At 43.7% G+C, this 21,870-nt stretch carries 18 protein-coding genes; 12 read left to right on the plus strand and 6 right to left on the minus strand.

Features of this window, described 5'->3' with window-relative positions; genetic code table 11:
• Nucleotides 1–8 precede the first annotated feature (8 nt).
• On the minus strand, nucleotides 9–4,922 hold the full coding sequence (locus tag BLQ81_RS01040; RefSeq protein WP_217636632.1) for a 2-oxoacid:acceptor oxidoreductase family protein: 4,914 nt from the start codon (nucleotides 4,920–4,922) through the stop codon (nucleotides 9–11).
• A 127-nt stretch (nucleotides 4,923–5,049) separates the two neighbouring features.
• Nucleotides 5,050–5,412, minus strand: coding sequence for a HEPN domain-containing protein (locus tag BLQ81_RS01045; RefSeq protein ID WP_092728094.1), 363 nt, complete (start codon nucleotides 5,410–5,412; stop codon nucleotides 5,050–5,052).
• A gap of 547 nt (nucleotides 5,413–5,959) precedes the next feature.
• Here BLQ81_RS01045 and BLQ81_RS01055 point away from each other — a divergent pair.
• The 3 genes from BLQ81_RS01055 to BLQ81_RS01065 are packed head-to-tail and all read left to right on the plus strand — an operon-like array spanning nucleotide 5,960 to nucleotide 9,174.
• Nucleotides 5,960–7,993, plus strand: coding sequence for a S9 family peptidase (locus BLQ81_RS01055; protein ID WP_092728096.1), 2,034 nt, complete (start codon nucleotides 5,960–5,962; stop codon nucleotides 7,991–7,993).
• Nucleotides 7,990–8,436 carry a nuclear transport factor 2 family protein gene (locus BLQ81_RS01060; protein ID WP_245693118.1) on the plus strand — a complete coding sequence of 149 codons (447 nt, stop codon included), beginning with the start codon at nucleotides 7,990–7,992 and terminating at the stop codon, nucleotides 8,434–8,436. Before BLQ81_RS01055 ends, BLQ81_RS01060 begins: the two co-directional genes overlap by 4 nt.
• 6 nt (nucleotides 8,437–8,442) lie before the next feature.
• Entirely contained in the window at nucleotides 8,443–9,174 is a 732-nt protein-coding gene (locus BLQ81_RS01065; protein WP_092728097.1) for a DUF6090 family protein, read from the plus strand.
• Nucleotides 9,175–9,224: 50 nt separating this feature from the next.
• Here the strand turns inward: BLQ81_RS01065 and BLQ81_RS22155 are convergent, their stop codons facing one another.
• A complete protein-coding gene (locus BLQ81_RS22155) occupies nucleotides 9,225–9,380 on the minus strand; it encodes a hypothetical protein (protein WP_175454139.1) in 156 nt (51 codons plus the stop codon).
• 49 nt (nucleotides 9,381–9,429) lie between these two features.
• Between BLQ81_RS22155 and BLQ81_RS01070 the strand changes: the two genes are divergently transcribed.
• From BLQ81_RS01070 to BLQ81_RS01100, 7 genes are all read left to right on the plus strand, one after another.
• Nucleotides 9,430–10,785, plus strand: a complete 1,356-nt coding sequence (locus BLQ81_RS01070) for a DUF418 domain-containing protein (protein WP_092728098.1) — start codon at nucleotides 9,430–9,432, stop codon at nucleotides 10,783–10,785.
• 51 nt (nucleotides 10,786–10,836) lie between these two features.
• A complete protein-coding gene (locus tag BLQ81_RS01075; RefSeq protein WP_092728099.1) occupies nucleotides 10,837–11,355 on the plus strand; it encodes a YybH family protein in 519 nt (172 codons plus the stop codon).
• 129 nt (nucleotides 11,356–11,484) lie between these two features.
• Complete coding sequence (locus tag BLQ81_RS01080; RefSeq protein ID WP_092728100.1) at nucleotides 11,485–11,964, plus strand: nuclear transport factor 2 family protein; 480 nt, start codon at nucleotides 11,485–11,487, stop codon at nucleotides 11,962–11,964.
• 38 nt (nucleotides 11,965–12,002) lie between these two features.
• Nucleotides 12,003–13,019, plus strand: a complete 1,017-nt coding sequence (locus tag BLQ81_RS01085) for a DUF3500 domain-containing protein (RefSeq protein WP_092728101.1) — start codon at nucleotides 12,003–12,005, stop codon at nucleotides 13,017–13,019.
• Nucleotides 13,020–13,135: 116 nt separating this feature from the next.
• Complete coding sequence (locus tag BLQ81_RS01090) at nucleotides 13,136–13,768, plus strand: DUF2306 domain-containing protein (protein ID WP_092728102.1); 633 nt, start codon at nucleotides 13,136–13,138, stop codon at nucleotides 13,766–13,768.
• A 27-nt stretch (nucleotides 13,769–13,795) separates the two neighbouring features.
• Nucleotides 13,796–14,797: a cytochrome c gene (locus BLQ81_RS01095; RefSeq protein ID WP_092728103.1), complete on the plus strand. Its 1,002-nt coding sequence runs from the start codon at nucleotides 13,796–13,798 to the stop codon at nucleotides 14,795–14,797.
• Nucleotides 14,798–15,015: 218 nt separating this feature from the next.
• On the plus strand, nucleotides 15,016–15,819 hold the full coding sequence (locus BLQ81_RS01100; protein WP_092728104.1) for a sterol desaturase family protein: 804 nt from the start codon (nucleotides 15,016–15,018) through the stop codon (nucleotides 15,817–15,819).
• A gap of 42 nt (nucleotides 15,820–15,861) precedes the next feature.
• Here the strand turns inward: BLQ81_RS01100 and BLQ81_RS01105 are convergent, their stop codons facing one another.
• A complete protein-coding gene (locus tag BLQ81_RS01105) occupies nucleotides 15,862–16,593 on the minus strand; it encodes a LytTR family transcriptional regulator DNA-binding domain-containing protein (protein ID WP_092728105.1) in 732 nt (243 codons plus the stop codon).
• The gene (locus BLQ81_RS01110) at nucleotides 16,593–18,539 is read right to left on the minus strand and encodes a tetratricopeptide repeat-containing sensor histidine kinase (RefSeq protein ID WP_092728191.1); all 1,947 of its coding nucleotides are present in this window, start codon (nucleotides 18,537–18,539) and stop codon (nucleotides 16,593–16,595) included. Before BLQ81_RS01110 ends, BLQ81_RS01105 begins: the two co-directional genes overlap by 1 nt.
• Nucleotides 18,540–18,707: 168 nt before the next feature.
• Between BLQ81_RS01110 and BLQ81_RS01115 the strand changes: the two genes are divergently transcribed.
• Nucleotides 18,708–19,475, plus strand: a complete 768-nt coding sequence (locus tag BLQ81_RS01115; RefSeq protein WP_092728106.1) for a hypothetical protein — start codon at nucleotides 18,708–18,710, stop codon at nucleotides 19,473–19,475.
• Nucleotides 19,476–19,491: 16 nt separating this feature from the next.
• The gene (locus tag BLQ81_RS01120; RefSeq protein ID WP_092728107.1) at nucleotides 19,492–20,019 is read left to right on the plus strand and encodes a hypothetical protein; all 528 of its coding nucleotides are present in this window, start codon (nucleotides 19,492–19,494) and stop codon (nucleotides 20,017–20,019) included.
• Nucleotides 20,020–20,084: 65 nt separating this feature from the next.
• On the opposite strand, the gene BLQ81_RS01125 is transcribed toward BLQ81_RS01120, so the two are convergent.
• Nucleotides 20,085–21,716, minus strand: coding sequence for a M28 family peptidase (locus BLQ81_RS01125; RefSeq protein WP_092728108.1), 1,632 nt, complete (start codon nucleotides 21,714–21,716; stop codon nucleotides 20,085–20,087).
• Nucleotides 21,717–21,870 lie beyond the last annotated feature (154 nt).

Consider the following 21,870-nt stretch of genomic DNA (forward strand, 5'->3'; position numbering starts at 1 on the left):
TCTCTTTATCAGTTGAATTTTTCAGCTCTTTTGATCCATTTCTCGCTATCCGGAAAATTCTTGTCTGCCGGCAAACCAGGGTGAATGACACCTGCTGTGCATTTTTCGGCAGCTTTGACCAGATCTGTATAAGGCCCTCCATCCGGATTCTTGATGAATGCTTTTTTATCAGTGTTATAGGCGAAAATCTTTGGATTCAGCTTCGTACACTCATCACAGGAAGTGCATTGCTCGGTTTCCAGCCAGGGAGCCATATAATCCGAACTCACTGCAGCATTCGATTTTGCTTCACCATTTGAGTTTGATTTAGGTGCTTCCATCGCAAGATCCAGGATTCCTGAACCGTCATCTCCTGCCATCTTCATCAATCCTCTTGCGATTCGGCCGATGACTTCAGCTCTCACCTTGCTTTCCACATCCTCGATCTGAGATTCTTTTTCAGGAGTAACTCCTGCAATCGCCTTGAGCATGATCCAGAAATCCCGGCGTTCCTCACAGGATTCAACCAATGTTTTGGAAACCAGCACTCGACTGAGGAAATCTTTCTTATCTAGTGCCCAGATGAATGGGAATTTGCCTTCTCTTGCTTCCAAATCCATTTCGAGGAATTCGGAAAGGACGATCATGTTTTCATTCCAGGTGTCACGAGGAGCCTTGCGGAAATGCTTTCTGAATCTGGCTTCGGTGATCGCAAAATCCGCGAAAGTCATTGCGACTTCCATTGATTTCTGACGCCCGCTTTCCATATATTTCAACTCATAAGTTGGCCAAAGCTGATCCATGGCGGGGTTTCCTTCCAAGTTAAATGCCTCCTGTGGAGTCTTTCCATTATCAGGATTGTATCTGAAAATCGGGTAAGCCCGGGATTCCATCGCCAGTTTGGCTTGGTGTGCTCCCATATCATCCGCAACTCCATGCTCCGGTTGACAAGTAGTGTACAGGTTGAAAAGTGCAGGTCGCTTGGTCAGCAAACCTTCAATGAACCCTTCGATCATCTGACTGGTATTTGCCAGCGTTCCTTGAAGCACGTAGGTATTTCGATGTGCCATAGCGATCAAACCAATTTCTTTTCTCGGTTCAGGTTTACCTTTCCAGACTTTCCCGAATTGAGCCATATCAGAAACCTGTCCGATAAATCCTGAGGTACAGGCTTGCCCTCCGGTATTGGAGTAAACCTGCGTATCGACCACGATGACCTTGATCGGCTTGCCGGAAGCCATCATTCTGGAGAGATTCTGGAATCCGATGTCATACATCGCTCCGTCTCCTCCAAGTGCTACCACCGGAGGACATAATTTCCATTCTTCATCGGTGAACTGTCCCCAGTTGAAGTAGGTAAAGAAGTCTTTCTGATCTCTTGAATTGTAGGTTCCGCTTAGTTCCATTTCGGCTTTGCGGATCAATCTGAAGCCATCTGCCATTTTGGACATGTGGCCTTCAAAAAGTCCCATTGCCATGGATGTGCTATCCTGGAACAAGTGATTTGCCCAAGGGAAAGGATACGGATTGTATGGATAGGTACTGCCCCATACAGAAGTACAACCGGTGGAATTGGTCATTCCCATATTTGACCGGCCTTTTCCGGTAGTTCCGTCAGTGTATTTCCAAAGGAGCTTTTTCAATCCGGCAAGAACTTGAGTGGTCTCCGTAAGCCAATCCTGGTCGATCGGTTCAGATCCTTTTTCAGATTCTATTTTGCTGGCAATTCCCGACATCGTCAGGTCGCTGCCGTGGGTTTCTGAGATGATTTTTGACATCAGATCGGTATCCATCAGATTCATGGATTTCATCAACTTCACCTGGATATGTTTCTCCAGTTTGTCTACTAGACCCTGCAGATACTCGACATGCTTTTCAACCCGGGGAAGCATCAATGATTCGACCGTTGCCATGAACAGGTGAACGACTGATTTTTCGGAGCATCCGAGACAGGCTCCATCTCCACTTGCAAAACTCTGGTAAGCGTTTTTGTCCAGAAGGATCGTTTCCAGCGGACCGATTCGCTCTTCCAGATTATCTATTCTGTTGAATTTTTTTGGTGTGTTTGGCAAATCGCTCCACACGCTCCATTCTTCTCTGAGTTTGGCAACAGAGTCATCTGTCTGCTTCACCACTCTGAGCGCATCGTCTTCGCAGACTTTTACGCATTCACTGCAGCCTTTACAGGTATTTGGATTGATCGTGATGCTGAACAAGCCTCCACTGTTAGGTTGTTTTTTCTCATGAACATCATAGTAGGGTCGGGTAAGGGCAAATTGAAAATCTCCCAATTCTTCCCTGAACCAGCCAAGTTCCACAGAAAGTGCTGATCCTTTTTGCTCTTGTTCCAATAGCTGATCAAGTGCTTCATTGATCATGTTATTGACCGTGATTCCTTCGTGAGGAGCATTGAAAAGTGCCCGAACTTTGGGCTCTAATTGCTTGATCGTTTTGGGAAGGAATTCAACTTTTTCGTGATTTCGTTTGACCCGCTTCAAAATAGTTTCAAAGACGTCGGACAATTCACTGACCAATCCCGGGATAGCAGTATCCGGACAAATGGTGTAGCATTTTCCGCAGGCAGTACAATTATCAGCGATCCATTCAGGATGCTCGAAACGTATGCCGGTCATATCTCTGAAAACCGAAGTAGCTGCAGGCATCACGCTCAACCCAATAAACGGATCTGTGATGTTGTCATTTCCTCTTCCGCTTTGGTAGAAACTTCCCGTCTGCTCCCAGAATCGATGGATATCGCTCAGGTTGGATTCGCTTTTTGGGGTGTCTTTGAGCATGGTCGGGATAGCTGCCACCAACTGACCATTGGTTTTCTCGGCTTGCACCCCGAGCACCTTGTTTTTGATTTCATACACTTCGCTGAAACCACGCTTCACCACACGCATATTGTCATCGACTACCCGCTGTCCTTTTCCTCCAAACTTATGCTGCAACTGTTCTTCGATTGCTTTTAGCAATTCGAGGTCGGTCAGCCCCGCTTTCTTCATGAGCGGTGATGAGGCAAAAAATGCCCCCTGGAAGGCGATGCCCTGCATTCTGAGTTGAAGTTCGGGATCCGTAGCTTCCTCACGGGCGATTTTGAATCCATCTACATAGTAAATATGGATGTCGTTTTCGATGATGATTTTCTGATAGTGTTTGGGAATATCTGCCCAAACTTCGTCTGCTGTTTTCCGCTCACTTTGAATGATGAAGACACCTCCGTTTTTCAAACCTGCCAAGGCATTGGTATGCTTGAATACATTAGGATCCGGAGACAATACCACATCCACAAAATAGTACTCGCAATTGATGGTGATCGGTTCGGGAGCCGCTGCCAGATAGTATGTGGTTGGTTGGCCTTTTTTCTCCGAACCATATTTTGGGTTTGCCTTGATATCATATCCGAGCAAGTCAAAAAGTGTCATTGCCAGGTTTTTACCGGTCGTGATTGCTCCCCATCCGCCGACGGAATGGAATCTCACGGTGATGGCATCCTTTGGCATCAGGTTGGGATTTTCAGATCCGTGAACCGCCAGATCTTTCACATTTGGGTAAGAAGCCTGAATCGTTTCCTGATGGGCTCTTTGCTTGGGAGTGAAAGGATTTTCGCGGATGAAATCGATCGACAAGTAGAATCTTTTCTTGTGTTTGCCTTGTGGCAGCATGTTTTCCACCGCCCCGATGATTCCTTCCGGCTGAAGGTCACGGCTTCCCATTCCAAAGGAACCGGTATATAAAGCCGGCATTTCGTTGGCAGTATAGGATGGCAATTCAGGATATGGAAGGTTATTTTTATTGTTGCCGTTTTCGATGCATTTGGTGATCACTGAACGCACTTCCCGCATGATCGGAGAATCTTCCGAAAGCGGCTGATCGAGTCTTTCGAGGATAGTAACACCTTTTTTGCCTTTTAGAATTCTTCCCAGATAATCCGCGGGGAAAGGTCGGAACATCACCAAATCGACCACGCCGACTTTTAGTCCTCTCGTTTTTCGCAGATAATCTACCACCGCCTCAGCACTCGATACCACACTTCCCTGTCCAAGGATCAGGTAGTCGGCGTCTTGAGCCTTGTAGGTCATCACTCGCTCGTATCTTCTGCCGGTGAGCTGATAATATTCCTCAAAAGCCTGATCTGTGAGTTCCCGGATATGATCAAAAAAGAAAGGTCGCTGAGCGGCTACACTTTGCATGTAGGAATCCTGATTTTGGACGATGCCCGCCATCATGGGATTATCCACATCCCATACTTCTGGAATCCGACGACGCGTATCTCCGTAGATCATACGCTGGGCAGGAGTCGGTGTGTCAATGATGTCATCCGGCCGACCCAGAAATTCCTTGATCAGTTCACGCTCCGGAAGCATAAGAGATTCGATCAGGTGGGTGGTCAAAAATCCATCCTGAGCGATAATACCAGGGTTCAGGGCAAGCTCGGCTATTTTATGCGAGATGATGTTCAGGTCAGCCACGTGCTGCGCCTTTTTGGCAAAAAGCTGAAAGAATCCCGTATCGTCAATAGCGTGGTAATCGTCGTGACCGGCGTGAACGTTGAGGGTGGATTTAGTCATGGCGCGGGCTCCAATGTTGAGCACATAAGTCAATCGCTTGCCAACTGCAGCATAAAGAGACTCGTGCATGTAGGCAATCCCCTGACCTGAGGAAAAATTGGCAGACCGCAAGCCAGTCATCGAAAGCCCGGCAGTCACTGCGGCCGCGGCATGTTCTCCTTCCGGTTCGATGAAAATCAAAGGCCTGTCCGAGATATTCAAATGGCCTGTTGCTGCTTCCTCCGCCCAGTATTCACCCATTTGTGTCGAGGGTGTTATCGGGTATGCACCGGCAGCATCTGAAGATTCCCGTTCACACATAATGGCAACGGTGTTTCCATCCATTGCCACCCTGGTGCCTGGGTATTTGAAAGTGTTATTGGTATTGTCCATGACAGTATTTGAGTTTGTCAATTTTTATGAGGGAAAAAATATTGAGCGAATGCTCAGAAAAAACAGCGTTAGGAGGGTATTAAAAAGCATCGGCTCGCAGCTTTGGAGCCGCGAGCCTGATTGCCCTTTAATTTACCCCTACCTGAATCCTGGTTTGTTCAGCGAGGTCGATAAATTCATTTGCTGTTTTCATATTCATCCATAGATCCTCAGGATATCCGGCTCGAGTCAAAGGATCAAGGTTCAGTTTTTTAAAATCCGGGTCTATGGATCGACATTGATGCAGCAGATCATTGATAGAAAGAGAATTATGAATTCTAACCCCGTTTTTCACTAAAAATCCAGCCATGTACTTTTCTATTGCTTTGTATGCATGCTTGCATACCATGTATTTGACTACGTCCTCATCCGGACGACAGAGTTCTTCTTTGGCTTTTTCGAGTAAAATATCGGCCTCTGCAAGGATTGGTTTGGGATCAAGAACGGTCATGACTGAAAATTTAAGGTTGGAAAAAGAATAATTTCATCCCTTGAAATTATTCACATAACCCCTTAAAATTCATGACTATTATCACTTCAGACCATGATTCTCATCAAAGGAGAAATGGGGGGGCGATTGTGCGGTCTAATTTGATAAAATGGGGAAAAACGGCTTTGAGAATCTGTTTTTTTTAAAAGAGGGATTTCTGAAAAGTATAAGCCCCCATCCTTTTTTGCATCATTCAGAATTAACAGTAACTTATTGATTACCAAACAAAAATTGTTCTGATTACCAGCAATTGTACCACAAGCCTGCAATTCTTTGCTCTATGGGAGGGAAGACCGATGACCGATGACCGAAGTGGAGGTAATTTGATCCTCCTTTGTGGACTCTAGACATTAGAACATATTACTTGTAAAAAAGCGGATATCCATAAAAACTATTTTCACATTCTTTATTTATCAGTTATTTGTCAGAAGTGTTCTGGAAAATCAAACTTTTCCAAATTTGAAATTTTAACTTCCCATTTCCTTATATGCTAAACCCACACATTTAGATGAAAAGAATCTCAGCCGCCTTAATCGTCATTTTTGCTTTTTTCTACACGCCATTAGAAGCCCAGGAAAAAACCAAACTGGAACTGACCGACCTTTTCAACATGGAGTACGTCAGTGATCCACAGATTTCGCCGGACGGTTCACAAATTGTCTTTAGCCGAAATTTCAAAGACATCATGACTGACAGGGATTATTCCAATCTCTGGATCAGCAATGTGGACGGCACACGCATCCGGCAACTCACAATGGGAAACCAACGCGACTATGCTCCACGTTGGTCCAATGACGGCAAGAAGCTCGCTTTCCTCTCCAATCAGGATGATAATAAAGTGAAGCTTTATCTCATGTATCTTGATACCCGTGAGACTGTCGCCCTGACCAATACCGCGATTCCACCAAGTGCGGTCGCCTGGAGTCCGGATGACAGGCAGTTGGCTTTTACCCAATTTGTCCCAGAAACAAAAAAGTCCATGCTGGCGATCCCATCCAAGCCAGAAGGTGCCGAGTGGAATGCTCCGCCGATTTTCATCGATGAAATGAATTACCGTGGAGATGGTGCCGGATATTTGAAGCCCGGCAAATCACAGATTTTCACCTTGGGAATCGATGGCGGTACGCCAAGACAGCGGTCATTTACTTCAAATAATCATGGAAGTCCAATTTGGGCCAAAGACGGCAAAAGCCTTTTCTTCTCCGCCAATCTGAATGAAAACCATGAACTGGAGCCTGCAAACTCAGAGATCTATCGCTTGGATCTGAGTTCAGGTGAGATAAAGGCCTTGACCTCCAGATTTGGGCCGGATGCCAATCCTGCAGTTTCTCCTGACGGGAAAATGATTGCGTTTACAGGAAATGACGATACTTTTCAAGGCTATCAGGTTTCAAATCTCTATGTGATGAATGTGGATGGATCCGGTGTGAAAAACCTCACCGCTAACCTAGACCGGGATGCCGGCAATCCGCAATGGGAAGGAAATGGTCAGGGAATCTACTTCCAATACGATCAATTTGGCGATACCAAAATTGGGCATGTAGCATTGACTGGAAAGATAAGAACCGTCGTCGAAGGACTTGGAGGTTTGGATTTGGGCAGGCCTTATAATGCCGGAACTTTCACTGTTTCCGCCAACAACCGTTTTGCATTCACCCAAGGAGGACCAGAGCATCCGGCAGATTTGGCAGTTTGGAACGGCGGAGCAACCAAGCGCTTGACTGCTGTAAATGACGATTTGTTTTCCTTCCGGAAAATCGGAAAAACCGAAGAAATCTGGTGGGAATCATCCTTTGACCAAAAGCGGGTTCAGGGATGGATTGTTACTCCTCCGGATTTTGATCCTGCAAAAAAGTATCCATTTATCCTTGAAATCCACGGCGGACCATTTGCCATGTACGGACCTTCGTTCGCTTATGAAATTCAGGCTTATGCCGCTGCAGGCTATGTGGTGCTTTACACCAATCCTCGCGGTAGTACAGGGTACGGTCAGGAATTTGGAAACTCCATTCACCACGATTATCCAAATCACGATTACGAAGACTTGATTTCGGGAGTGGATGCGGTAATTGCCAAAGGCTACATCGATACTGAAAACCTATTTGTCACCGGAGGATCAGGAGGCGGGGTGTTGACCGCTTGGATCGTGGGCAAAACCAATCGCTTTAAAGCTGCTGTGGTAGCCAAGCCGGTAATTAACTGGACGAGCTTTGTACTTCATGCAGATTCCCCTGCCTTTTTTGCCAAATATTGGTTTGGAGCGATGCCTTGGGAAGATCAGGAGAATTATTGGAGAAGATCGCCATTATCCCTTGTGGGAAATGTGAAAACACCCACCATGCTGTTGACTGGTGAGCAGGATTTCCGAACGCCCATTTCAGAATCAGAGCAATATTACACCGCACTCAAACTGGTCGGAGTAGAAACTGCCATGGTCCGCATTCCCAATGCTTCTCATGGCTTGACGGGACGACCAAGTATGCTGATGAGCAAGACGGCAGCAATCTTGAGTTGGTTTAATCATTACAGAGATAAGCAGTGAATTGGGTTAGAACATCAATCTTTTCCCTGATCGGAATTTTGATAATCAGCATTTCGTATGGACAGGATTTGGAAAAAGCGCTGATCCTCGCCCAAAGAGAAGCTTCCAATCAGGCGCTTCGGAATTTTGATCATGAGTTGAATGCGACCTTCTCGACAGAGGACGCTTTCATTACCACAGGACTGGGAGTGCTGATCTCGGGTAAAGAAGAACAGGAAATCTACCTCAAATCCCTACCAAGTCCGAGAATGTATTGGATCCGAACCCCTGATGAGGTTATTGTCAATCACAAAACCCAACTAGCCTGGGAGACGGGAACCTGGAAAGGATATCTGGAAGATTCGGACGAAGCAGTAGTGGGAGGAAAATACTCCGCCCAATGGACCAAAACCTCAGGGACTTGGCTGATCCGATCGCAGTTGTTTGTCACATTAACTGACTGATAGACCATGATCTCTTTCCTCCGCAAAATCCGTCAAAACCTCCTTCGGGAAAACAAAATCACACGGTACTTGGCTTACGCCATTGGCGAAATCTTCCTCGTTGTAATAGGAATCCTGATCGCGTTGCAGATCAACAATGCCAATGAATCGAATAAGCTTAGAAAAAAGGAGGTGATTTTATTGAGTGAAATGAAAAATAATCTCCAAAGTGACCTGTTAGACTTAGAGTTTAACATCGATGGCAATAAAGATCGACTTACCTCAAATCGAATCATACTCACAGCCCTTCAGGATAAAGGGCCTTCCCATGATTCCCTGAAACCCCACTTTGGTAAAATCTTTGGAAATTATCAGCTATCCGAGAATACTGCCTCTTGGGAAAACTTGAAATCAGTGGGCTTGGACCTGGTATCCAATGACTCCCTTCGCAATCGGATTTCCAATCTCTATTCTACCCGTTACCCCTACTTGGAGAACCTCGAAAAAGGATTGGATGATCGTTACCAATGGAATTTTCTCTATCCTTTAGTACTCAAGAATATAGCCATGGATCAAATTTGGGTATCAGCAAGCCCTCAAGATTATGATGCTCTTTTGGCAAATATTGAGTTTCAGGAAGTACTTAAAATGAACGTGTTTATTCGGGAGTTCCAGCAAAATCAGTATGAGGAAATCCATGGAATTGTCGGGGACTTAGTCAAACAAATCGACCGTCACCTGAGGCTATTTAACGACTAAAAGCGGGATTCACTTTTTAAAAAAATACAATTCAAAAACACCTGCCGATTTTAGAAATAGACTTTTTGATTTGCTGAAAGCTTAACATCTTCAGAATTCTCATAGGAAAGAAATACCCCTATTTCGGACAGTAAATCAGGTCGTTCGTCCCAGCCAGATTCCTTTTTACTATCCAACTGGGTAGCTTGTCCGATACCAAACAGCATTATTCAATTTTTCTAAATCCAACCTATCCTTTCCCCCAGAACTCCAAAAATGGAACAAGCCTCCTCTTTACAAATCACCCCTATCCAGCAGTCGGACAGAATTCAGTCCCTGGACGTGATGCGTGGAATTGTCCTATGCGGAATTCTTTTAATGAATATCAACTCCTTCGGCTTGGCAAATTCCTACAATGATCCAACAGTAGCCGGTGGATTCACGGGATGGAATCTCTACACCTTGATAACGACAAACATGTTTTTTGAAGGAACCATGCGCGGCTTGTTTTCACTTCTTTTCGGTGTTGGGATGTTCATTTTTCTAGACCGATTGACAAAGCGTGGAGCTGGAATTAAGGCTGCGGACATATTTTTTAGGCGGCTCATTTGGTTGCTTGTATTTGGACTGATACACGGATACCTCCTCCTCTGGACGGGTGAGATCCTCTATGATTATGCTTTGATGGGTTTTTTGGTGTATTCATTTAGAAACATGGCACCAAAAAAATTGATCGTAGCAGCATCAGTTTTGGTTTTGGGAGGAATGATTTGGAACTATTCAGACTTTCGAAAAAGTGAAAAATTGGCTGCTGATGTAGCCCTAATTGATACCTATAAAGCGGAAAATAAAGAATTGACCAAGGAGCTTAAAGAATCCCAAACCCAATGGGAAAAGTTTCAGGAAGAACGCTCTCCCGAATTCATTGCAGAATTCAACTCCTCGATGCAGAAAGGATATTTTGATGTGGTTGCATTTTTGGCACCGATCAATTCTCATTACGATCAATTTATGTCCTATAGATATGGACTCTGGGATGTACTCAGCATGATGTTGGTCGGGATTGCGCTGTTCAAATTGAATATACTGTCCGGGGATAAATCCTTTGGTTTCTATGGAAAAATGGCCGGGATTGGTTATCTGATCGGCATTTCCATCAATTATTATGAGCTCCAAGTCGTTTTGAATGGTCAGTTTTCTCCTGTTGCGATAGCAAAGTCCAATCTCACCTATGACCTGGGAAGAATAGCTACTAGCATGGGCCATATTGGATTAATCATGCTATTCTCCAAATCGAATTTTTTGATTTGGCTGAAAAGCAGTCTGGCTTCGGTTGGCAAAATGGCCCTGACCAATTACATCATGCATTCTGTGATTTGTATGATAGTATTTACCGGAGTGGGTTTTGGTCTCTTCGGTAAATTGCAACGCTACGAACTCCTTTATGTAGTCTTCCCGATCTGGATCTTCCAGTTGATCCTGAGTCCAATCTGGCTTCGGTATTTTCATTATGGACCGCTGGAGTGGCTCTGGAGAAATCTGAGCTACCTCAAAGTTCACTCCTTCAGAAAAGAAAGCCCACAGGCAATTTTGCCACATGGAAATCTTGAGCCATTAAACATCGGCAATTAAAAAACGGAGAAGCCGAAAACCGTCCAGAGTAGGCCCAAAACAACGAGAAAAATGAACACAACAACTTATTCCCGAATTGCTCCTGCGCTTATTGCACTCACATTTTTCGGTCTTGCCGGATGCGCTCCTGCACCAGAAAATGTCGCCACTCCTGAACCTGTTGTGGTTGAGACCAAACCTGATATGTCCGCCATCAAAGCTGAGATCCAAGCCATAGAAACAGCATTTGCTGCTGCTGACAATGCTAGGGATGTCAATGCAATACTTGCTTTCTACAGTGATGATGCAGTGACGATGGGACCCGGTGAACCGATGTCTGTTGGCAAAGCCGCCATTCAAAAATCCATTGAGGCCGGTTTCGCAAAAAGTGCGGCAGGCAGTACAGTGGCATATGATGTTTTGGAGGTCTTTGGTGATGGAAACACAGTGACAGAGGTTGGTAAGTCAACCCGAAAAGACGCAACCGGAAAAGTAACCTACACGGGCAAGTACATGGCCATCTGGGAGAAGCGTGATGGCAATTATGTATGCATCAGGGACATCGGAAACAGTGATGCGAAGGAAGATTAGATCCTTAAGTCATTTCTCCAATTCTTCAAAAACTGAGGGGATATTTTGGGGTGTTCCCTCAGTCTTTAAAATTTTCAAATTGAAATCGAATTGGAAGCGAAAATCTCCAACATTTAACTAAAACAAACTATGAAAACTCTCAAAAATTACCTGTTTATCGCTGCCTTGTTTTCCATAACAATCCCAGCTATCAGTCAAGAAAATAGTGACTCGAAAAAAAACATGTCCATCGTAGAGGGACTATATAAGGCCTTTGCCGTAGGTGATATTCCTGCTGTTTTGGGAGGATTGGATCCCAATGTAGTCTGGAACGAAGCTGAAGGAAACGCCTATGCCGATGGCAATCCTTACATAGGGCCCGACGCAGTGCTCAATGGCGTTTTTGCCCGCATCGGTGCAGATCATGAATTTTTTAACCTGAAGGATATTGTTCTTCATGAAATGAGCAATGGCAAAGTGTTGGCCACCTTACGCTACGATGCCAAACACAAGAATGGAAACAGTTACAATGCTCAGGTAGCTCATCTGTGGTCCTTAAAGGACGGAAAAGTCGTGTCTTTTCAACAGTATGTGGATACCAAAAAATTAAGTGACGCTTTTAATCAGTAAAACCTGTCTGCCAGGCATTGTTAAATGACTCTTACACTATGAGGAAAATTGTAATTATCAGCCTTTTTGCAGTTGCATCGATGGTGATGGCATTCGGCCTAGGGTCTGAAAAACCTGCTGTTGATTTTTTGAAGTCTCTAACGCAGGCTCAGAGGAACAAAACACAGATGCCGTTCAATGACGAGTCTAGAACGCTCTGGCATTATATACCCAGTTCAATGTTTCCCAGAGCAGGAATTCAGCTGAATGAACTTGACCCAAGTCAGAAGTCAAAATTGGACGAACTCCTTAAGGCTTTTCTCTCAGAAACTGGATACATGAAAACTGTGAAAATTATCGATTTGGAAAATGTCCTTTTGGAAATCAGTGGGGATTCGGTTATGAGGAATCCCGAAAATTACTCCGTTGCATTTTATGGAAATCCTGAAAAGGACAGCTTATGGGCTTTCTCCTTCGAGGGACATCATGTTTCCCTAAATTTTACAATTCTCAACGGAAAAGTTGAAAATGCTCCCCGGTTTTTAGGAGCGAATCCAGCAAAAATTCTTTCCGGACCCAGAGAAGGTGAGCGCACGCTACAAAGGGAAGAGGACCTTGGCTTTGAACTGATCAACTCATTATCAGAAGAGCAAAGGAAAATGGCAATATTTCAGCAGGAACCATTTTTCGATATTGTTACCGGCAAATCAAAAGAAGTCGAGCCTTTAAGCCCTGTAGGAATCATGTTAGGTCAACTAAGCAGGAACCAACAACTGATTTTTTTAAAACTCCTTGATGAATATCTATCAACGATTCCAGCTGAACAAGCCGAAAAAAGAATGAATAGCATTAAGAATGAAGAACTAGATGAGGTAAGGTTTGGGTGGGCAGGAGCGACAGTTCTCGGTGAAGGTCACTATTACCGGATTCAAGGCAAATCGTTTTTGATTGAGTTTGATAATGTCCAGAATAAGGCCAATCACATACATACCGTGTGGAGAGATTTTAACGGAGATTTCGGTAGGGATTTAATTAAAGAGCATTATAAGAATTCGGATCATCATAAACATGATTAATAAAATGCCGAACAAGTTATCCCATGCAGAATACGGCTCATCTACAAAAAAAAAAAAATCTGACAAATACGAATTTATACCCTTAGAAAAAAAACGTTAACCACTTTATTAAAATCATGGCCAAAACCCTCACGCTAGTCCCTGATAAACCCAAAGCCTGGCTGATGCTATTGGCTTGGGCTTTTCTGATCCTTTTCGCAGGAAAATTTGTCCTGAATGATGCCTTACCTTACTTCGGTTTTGACCAGGAAGTTTTTGGAAGATATTGGGGAATGAAGTGGCCACTTATCGGTCATATTTCAGGGGGCCTGCTCGCATTGGTTTTAGGACCTTTTCAGTTTTGGGCAGGTTTTAGAAACAAATACCTAAAAATCCACCGATGGACAGGGAGGCTTTATCTGACCGGAATCCTGATTGGAACTATCAGTTCGGTATCGCTTGCTTTGACTACCGGGATTGCGATTCATTGGACATGGGCACTTTCCTTATTGATGCTTGCGATGGCCTGGTTTTTTACCTCGGGGATGGCTTTGAGATTTATCCTGCTCAAGCGAGTCAATATTCACAAAGAGTGGATGGTGAGAAGCTATGTCGTGACTTTTGCTTTTGTCTTATTCCGCTGGCTGACCAGTCAGCCTTTCTATTACGAATTGGGAACATTTCCGGAAACTGGACCGACTGCGATCTGGATTTCATGGGTCATTCCGCTTTTCTTCACTGAAATCATTTTACAATGGAATAAGAAATAAAAACCGTTCACCTAAACCCCAGCACTCATGTTCAAGAAAATCATTCTCGGAATTCTAGCCCTCCTAATTGTATTGATCGGAGGAATGGTGATTTATGTGCAACTATCATGGGATAAAACCTACGATATTCCCTACCCTGAACTTAAGGTAAGTACCGATTCAACTGTCATCGAAAGGGGCCGATACCTGGTTCATGGACCGGCACACTGCTCCAACTGTCATGTGTCCAGTCTCGAGGACATGATAGCTGCTGATGCAGGTCAACCTATTCCCCTGAAAGGCGGTGTAGATTTCCCATTGGGACCCATTGGTAAACTATACACCAGAAATTTGACACCAGATCCTACCACCGGGATAGCACGATATTCGGATGGTCAACTGTTTCGAATGATGCGCCATGCTGTAAAACCGGATGGATCAGCCACTTTATCAGTTTTGATGCCCTTTTGGAATATGGCAGATGAGGATTTGGTCGCAGTGATTTCTTATTTGAGAAGTATGGAACCAATCAAAAATGAAGTAAAGGATAACGAGTGGACCTTTATGGGAAAAGCTGTTCGGGTGATGGCTTCTTCTTTTAAACCCATTGAAAACCCAACTCCTCCTGCCTTTGCTCCAAAGATGCAGGCCACAATCGAACGGGGTGAATACATCTCCCGCTATGTGGCCAATTGTGTGGGTTGCCATACCAATAGAGATTTGATGACTTTTGAGGCCATTGGTCCCGAATACGCGGGAGGAATGGAATTCGAACCTTGGCCTGAATTTGCCTTGGCGGTAGGGGGTGATCCTGAACTTTGGATGCGCACGCCTAACATTACTCCACACCCCAACAGTGCTTTATCTAAATTCAAAACTGTGGAAGAGTGGAAGGAACGATTCAGAAAAGGTCGGCAAATCAAGATTTCACCCATGCACTGGGGGCCATTTTCCAGAATGTCGGACGAAGACCTGGAAGCGCTTTACCTCTATTTGACCAGTCTGGAACCTCAGGATTATGATCCGGGAGAATTGATGTTTAAAAAATGAGTTTTGGACTTGGTGTCTTAGAGCCTTTGTGGCCCTAAAGTTTAATTTAGCCACAAAGGCACGAATACGCTAAGTTGAAATTATTATAAGGCAATTCAATTTGGACTATGGACAAATCACCATAATTCTTTCTGCAAGAGAAATCAATGAAGGAAAAGGTTGAGACTGCGTTGGGTGAAATATTGAATTGAACCAGACACTTTAACTTCCTCTAAAAAATGAAAACACTGGAATACCTACTCTCCATCGACCTCAATTACATCGCAATCGGATTGATTGCGGTGTTCTTTACTTTAGAACACATCCTTGACACTCAATTTAATTTTCAAAGGCGAGGTCATCATTTCTGGAATAGTTTTCTGTTTATGGTCCCTTTTCTGATCGGAAATCTTTTTTGGGCAGTCATCTTCGTTTTTTGTATCGAATGGCTCAATCAAAACGAAATAGGATTATTTCATCTTATTGAACTTCCGGTTTGGCTGAAGTTGATCTTGGGGGTGATGATCCTGGATTTAGCTACCTATTGGTTTCACAGGATTTCCCATCTAGTTCCTGTTTTATGGCGTTTTCACCGAGTTCATCACAGTGATACGACTATGGATTCCTCCACTTATTTTCGTGGCCATCCCATTGAAGTATTGTTTTGGTTTGGCAGTGCCCCTATTCTGATGTCAGCGATCTTCGGATTGGATTTGTTTACAATAGGGGTGTATGTTCTCGTGTTGACCCCATTTCTGGTTATCGAGCATTCCAATCTCCGGTTCCCTTCCTGGTTGGACAAAACAATAGGCTTGGTCATTACCACACCGAACCTGCACAAAATCCACCACGATCAGGATCAACACTACACCGACTCCAATTTTGCTGACATCTTTATCCTTTGGGATCGTATTTTCGGTACCTACACATACAAACCTGCGGAGCAGGTGAAACTTGGCTTAGCCGAATTTGATGAGGACAAAAAACAGAGGTTCTGGTATCTATTGAAAAGCCCTTTTATCAGAATTGAAAGGAAGAATTAGGACCTAAAAATCTGAAGATTCAAGCTACCTGATTGACTTATATCAAACCTTATTCAGCATTCGATGCAAGTCTTCTTTGTATTGTTTGCCGATGGGAATCAGCTTTCCTTTCACCTCTACAAAGGATTCCGCCACTGCATCCAACTTTGAAAAGTTTACCACAAAGGATCGGTGGATTCGTATAAAATGCCTCGGGTCGATCTTTTCACACAGCTTGTTCATTGGACTGACCACAAGGTACGTTTGAGCTACAGTTATGATTTTACAGTAATTTCGGTCCGCCTCCACATAAAGAATATCTTCCAACATCACTTTGATCAGCTTATTATTGTTTCGGATAAAAATCCGATCCTCTTGGGAATCTACTAAGGTGTCCTCGGAGGAGAGTTTTTCCCGTTTTTCTTTGACCTTATCCTCTACCAAAGCAATGGTACGTTCGAGATTTAAGTTGGTAAAAGGCTTAGCAATAAAAGCGTAGGGATGGGTTTCCTTTGCTTTCTGGAAAGTAGAATCGTCCACATTTGCCGTCAGGTAAATCAATGGGATGTCAAGATACTTTCGGATGGCATGTGCGGCATCGATTCCATTGGATTGGCCTTTCAGGTTGATATCCATCAAAATCATATCGGGTTTCACTTCCAAGGCATGATGTACTGCTGTCTCCGCTTTGGTTTCAATTCCCGTCACCTCGTATCCCAGGTTTGACAGCTGCAAACTGATATTGGAGGCAATGATCATGTCATCTTCCACAATCAATATTCTGGTTTTCTCCATTAGGCAGCTTTGTTGAGATGAAATTCAAAAAAAATTGCTGTTCCATTTTGTGCTTGAAGCGTCATCTTGCCATCCAATTGAACCGTAAGCAAACGAATCAATTCCGTGCCAAATCCAGTCCCGAGTATCGGTGGATCCGATGTCATTCCAACTCCATTATCTGTAACTATGAGAAACAAATGATTGTCTTTTTCTACTAATCGGACTCCTATCTCCCCAAAGCGATTTTCTGGAAAAGCATACTTTAGTGAATTGGATATCAATTCATTGACAATGAGACCGATCGGAATGGCCAAGTCCACATCAAGTTCAAGGGGTTCCATTTCAGAACAAAAGTGGATTCGGTCTGAAGCATCAAATGTATCAATGATGTAATTTCCAAGACTCTCAAAGAATCCCTTCATTTCAATCGACTTCATATTTTCACCTTGGTAAAGCCGCTGGTGGATCATTCCCATACTATGAACTCTGTTTTGGGTTTCTTCCATTATTGCCTGGAATTCCCTACTTTCAATTTTTGAGGTTTGAAGGGAAAGTAGGCTGGAGATAGTTTCAAGGTTGTTTTTTACCCGATGGTGAATCTCTTTGAGAAGAAATTCTTTTTCGAGGTTCTTATTTTCCAGAAGCTGGCTGTACCTCTTTTTCCGAAGAAAAATCCGATAGAGGATAAAAAGAAAAACCACTAAAATCCCGGAAAGTGTCAATATAAAAGCCTGAAGAATCTTGCTTTTCGAGAGTTTTGCTTCTTGCAGTTTGATGGTGTTTTCTTTTTGGGAGAGCTCCATTTGAGTTTGTAAAAGGGAAATCTGTTCGTTGGCTTGATCGGTAAAGACATCCTGTCTAAGTTGATCATACTTGCGGCTTGCCTCCAATGCCAAGGCAAATTGCTGACTCCCTTCCAATGCCTTGCTTAGCTCAAGGTAAACCAAACTCAGGTAATACTTATCCCCAAAATCAGGTGTGGCGACTTGAATACTTTTTCCCAAAAAATCAGAAGCTGCATTGAAATTTCCTGCTGCATTGCTCGCTCTTCCCATTGCTAAATAGGATCGCATGATCATAAAATCATTTTCCAACAGCTCTGCATATTTGAGCGCTTCCTTTCCTGAAGTTATTGCATTTTCATATTCTTCTTTTTTAACATATAGCTCAGAAAGCGCGATGTGACTATCGCTCAGGTTATTATAAAACCCATAGTTTTCTCCGATTTGGATGGACTGCTGAAAGTATTTTTCCGCCTGTCTCAGATTTCCCAATTCTACCAAATTGTTCCCAACCACATGGAGCGTAAAATCATAGTCCAAGTCTTTGATTCCTCTTTTCTCAAAAATGGCAAGTGATTTCAACCCATATTCCAAGCCGATATCAAATTTTCCCTGCTTCCAAAAAAGATTGCTCATATCGGAATAGGCCATGGCGATGGCTTTTTGGTCGCCATAAGTTTCCCCGATCTTTAGGGTTTTGGCCGCAAAATCAAACGCTTTTCCCAAATCCCCAAGCCTTTCGAAAACATAGCCCAAATTGGTATAGAGAAGCCAACTCTCTGCCTCTGGAATTTTTGATATGGCATTTTTAAGTATGAGTTCGGCCAACTCAAGTTCTTCCATGCGAAGCAGAATTGCCCCTTGGGATACCTGAAGCCTTCCCTGCCAGTACGTGTTATTCAGGTCGGTCGCTTCATTCAGCCCCTGATTAATCAGTTTAAGTGCTTTATTCAGATTTCGAGTGTGGTAGTGATAACCCAAATCATTTAAAATCTGCAATCTCATCAGTGAATCGTCTGTGATTTTAATCAAAGAATTTTCCAACTCTACCAGATACTCCGGACCAAAATAATCCGATTCTACAAATACTTTTTTGTAGTGGAAAAGCCCATTCTTTTCCATTATCTGAGCGATGGCCAGATTCGGAATTAAAAAAATCAGAAGGATATAAATACGCTTCATGAAATAAATGTAACAAATTATAAGCTTTTGAATATCAATTTTTTGCATTTCAAATATTTTGGAAAAGTTTTTCATTTGGTTCGGACGATTTTCAACCCCTTTCGTCCTAGCTGCCTTTTTATCTTTTTACCCCATATCCATATTGGCAGGAAATAACCCAAGATCATCATGGAAACCCGTTTAAAAAACCTCTTCAAAGTGGTGGTAATTGCTCCGCTATTCTTCACCACGCTTACTGTTTCTCTTGGACAGTCTGATCCACTCGGTCCGCTTATGTCGGTAACAGAATTTACTATAAAGCCCGGACATGAGGTCCAATTTCAAGAGGGTGTAAAAGCCTGGAAATCCTGCTATTTAGCTGAAAAAGGAGAATGGACCTGGAGAGTATGGCAAAGACAACAAGGCGAAGGAAACGTATACGTCTTGGCTTCAGACATGCCCAATTGGGCAGAAATGGATAAAACGGATCCGGTAGGAAGCAACTGTGCTTCATTGGTGACGGCTATAATCAATCCCCATATTGAAAAGGCAACTAACCATATTACCCGTCTCCATCCGGCTTTAAGTATGAGTACTCCTACTACAGACGAATTGATCTCCGTTGGATTTTATGAACTCCACGCCTCGGAAGCTCATAAATTCATTCCCATAATTAGAGAGATCGCTGCAAGTCTGACAAAAGCAGAAGGAGCTCCCAGAGGGTATTGGTACAGCTGGGTAACAATGAGCCCTGATAGTCCAAATTACCACGTGGTCAACCCGTATAAGAATTTTGCTGCAATGGATATCACAAGAAATAATGTATGGGATATCTATGAAAAAGAACACGGCAAAGAAAAGAGGGATGCCATGCAGGCCCAATTCCGGTCAACACTTAAAAATGTCTGGACTTATCTGTATAAACTGAATAAAGACATGAGTCGTCCTACCAAATAACCTAAAACCCAAAAAAATGAAAAATCTAATCGTAATCGGTCTATTCGCTATCCTTTTATTTGCCTGTGATGGCAAGCAGCGCTACACTCAACAATCCTCTGAGATTGAAACAATCAAATCAATCATGACCAATTACGTCAATGGGGAATGGGATGCCTACCAATCCAATTATGCAGAAGGAGCACAACTATTCTTCAATGCAACAGAAGATAAACCTGCAACTATTCAGCAAATCATCGCTCAGCAAAAACTGGAGTTAGAACCACTCAACGCTTACTCTTTAGACAGGGAAAATGAAGCCATTGAAATGGTTTTGGATGATAAAGGAGAAACTTGGGTAAACTATTGGGGAGTCTGGAAAGGAACCATGGCCGCCAACGGAAAAACATACGAAATTCCGATTCACATCACGTCTCAGTTTGTCAATGGTAAAATCGTCAAAGCCTATGGCTATTGGGACAATTCCCCAATCCAACTGGATGCGATGGCGATGCAAATAGCTGCCGAAAAGGCAGCTATGGAGGCTACTAAGCCAAAAAAATAAGTCCATTTTTTAAAACCGGGAAGAGCTTCACAATTAATGTGGGCATTCTTCCCGGTTTACTTGTTTTAGTTGCTTCCCATCCCAAACAAATCGCCAGGATTCCAACGGGGCTTTTCCAGCGTATTGGCAATGGAATAGCTGATCAGAAAATTTAGCTGCACATACGTTTTGGCGGCGGTGAAATTGAAAATCCCATCCATGCCATCGGCAGCGCGGTGGTAGTATTTGGCTCTCCATTCTTTGATAAATGCATCCATATCAAATCCCGGTACATTGCTTTTGTTGCCGTACTTGATGTGCAAAGCCGGAATCCCGCTTACTACAAAACTGTACTGATCGCTTCGCACGAACCGGTTTTGCTCCGGTTCAGGATCTGCCTCCACATCCAATCCCAGATAGTCCGCGGCAAATTTCACATTTCCCATGATACTGGAATGCTCTGCACCCAAGGGAACCACAGAGAGCAAAGGAGCAATGACCGTGGGCATATCGGTATTGACATTGGCAACGATGGATGATTTAGGTACCGTTGGATTGGCGGCAAAATAGGAAGAGCCCACCAGCCCCATTTCCTCCGCAGTGACCATCACAATCAGTACAGATCTCTTTGGCTTGGCCTTACCATTCTTGTACACTCGGGCGATTTCCAGTAGTGAGGCAACTCCTGAGGCATTGTCGTGCGCCCCGTTGTAGATCGAATCCCCATTTTCAGGCCTTCCGATTCCCACATGGTCCAAATGGGCAGAATGAACAACGTATTCATTCTTCAGTCTTGGATCCGAACCCGGTATCAGGCCGACTACATTGTGGCTGTCAAACTCGCTTTGCGTATTGGTATAACTGGCCGAAAAGGTGAAAGGAAACTCAAAAGAGGAATTCTTTCTGGACTTAATATCAACTAAAACTTGGTCCAAATTTTTGCCTGAATTCAGAAAAAGCCCTGTCAGGAAAGATTTGCTTCCAGTGAGTGCAAAGCCCAGATTCCCTACGAAACCCCGTCCATAAGCAGTCGTTTTCTCCGGGTTCAGCGCCACGTTGGATTGAAGTGTCGGATTGGGGTTGGTAAATGGTACTGCAGGATTAACCAAAATCGCACCAGTCGCCCCTTTGGCAAATGCCGTATTCATTTTATTCCCCGGACTGGAAAAGTGAGAAATCAGAGTGGAAGCGGGAATTCCATCCGGCACACCCGCAACCATTACCACAACTTTACCCTTTACATTCACGCCATCATAATCCGAATACAATCCCGGTATATCCACACCATATCCCACAAAAACCAGGGTTCCTTCTCCTGAGGCCTTTGCTGACATTGGATGAGGATAAGGCAGGAAATCTGTGGCAAAAAGCAGGGAATGTTCATTTCCGTTTTTGTCTTTCAAAGTAGCCACAGCTGTAGCATTATTCACCACAGACTTTCTCAAAATCAGCTTTTGGGTGTATTGTCCTGGGTCTCCTCCGGGCTGGATACCGATTTTTTTGAATTGATCGACCACATAATCCACTGCCATCTGATAGCCTTCCGTTCCGGGCATTCGCCCTTTCAGCTTGTCATCTGCAAGGTACGCGATGTGGTTTCGGATGGTGACCGTATCAGTCTGACTTATGGCTCGTTTTACAGAGCCAGGGATGGGGATTTTTTGGGAAAAAGCCTGAAAAGAGATCAGGATTAGAAGTAGAGAAAAGTGTTTTTTCATTTTAAGAGAAATGATTTTGGAGAAAGGCAAAGATTAATGTTTCTTCTGAATTTCAGTGGTTTAATTCATTTGAAGTAAGGATTCTATTTTTTACTCTATGTTCTGGGTTAAAAGACTGCTTCGCTCGTTCCTCACTCGCAGTGACGCGGATGTC

Origin of the sequence: Algoriphagus alkaliphilus, assembly GCF_900103735.1 — a bacterium.
Taxonomy (GTDB): Bacteria; Bacteroidota; Bacteroidia; order Cytophagales; family Cyclobacteriaceae; genus Algoriphagus; species Algoriphagus alkaliphilus.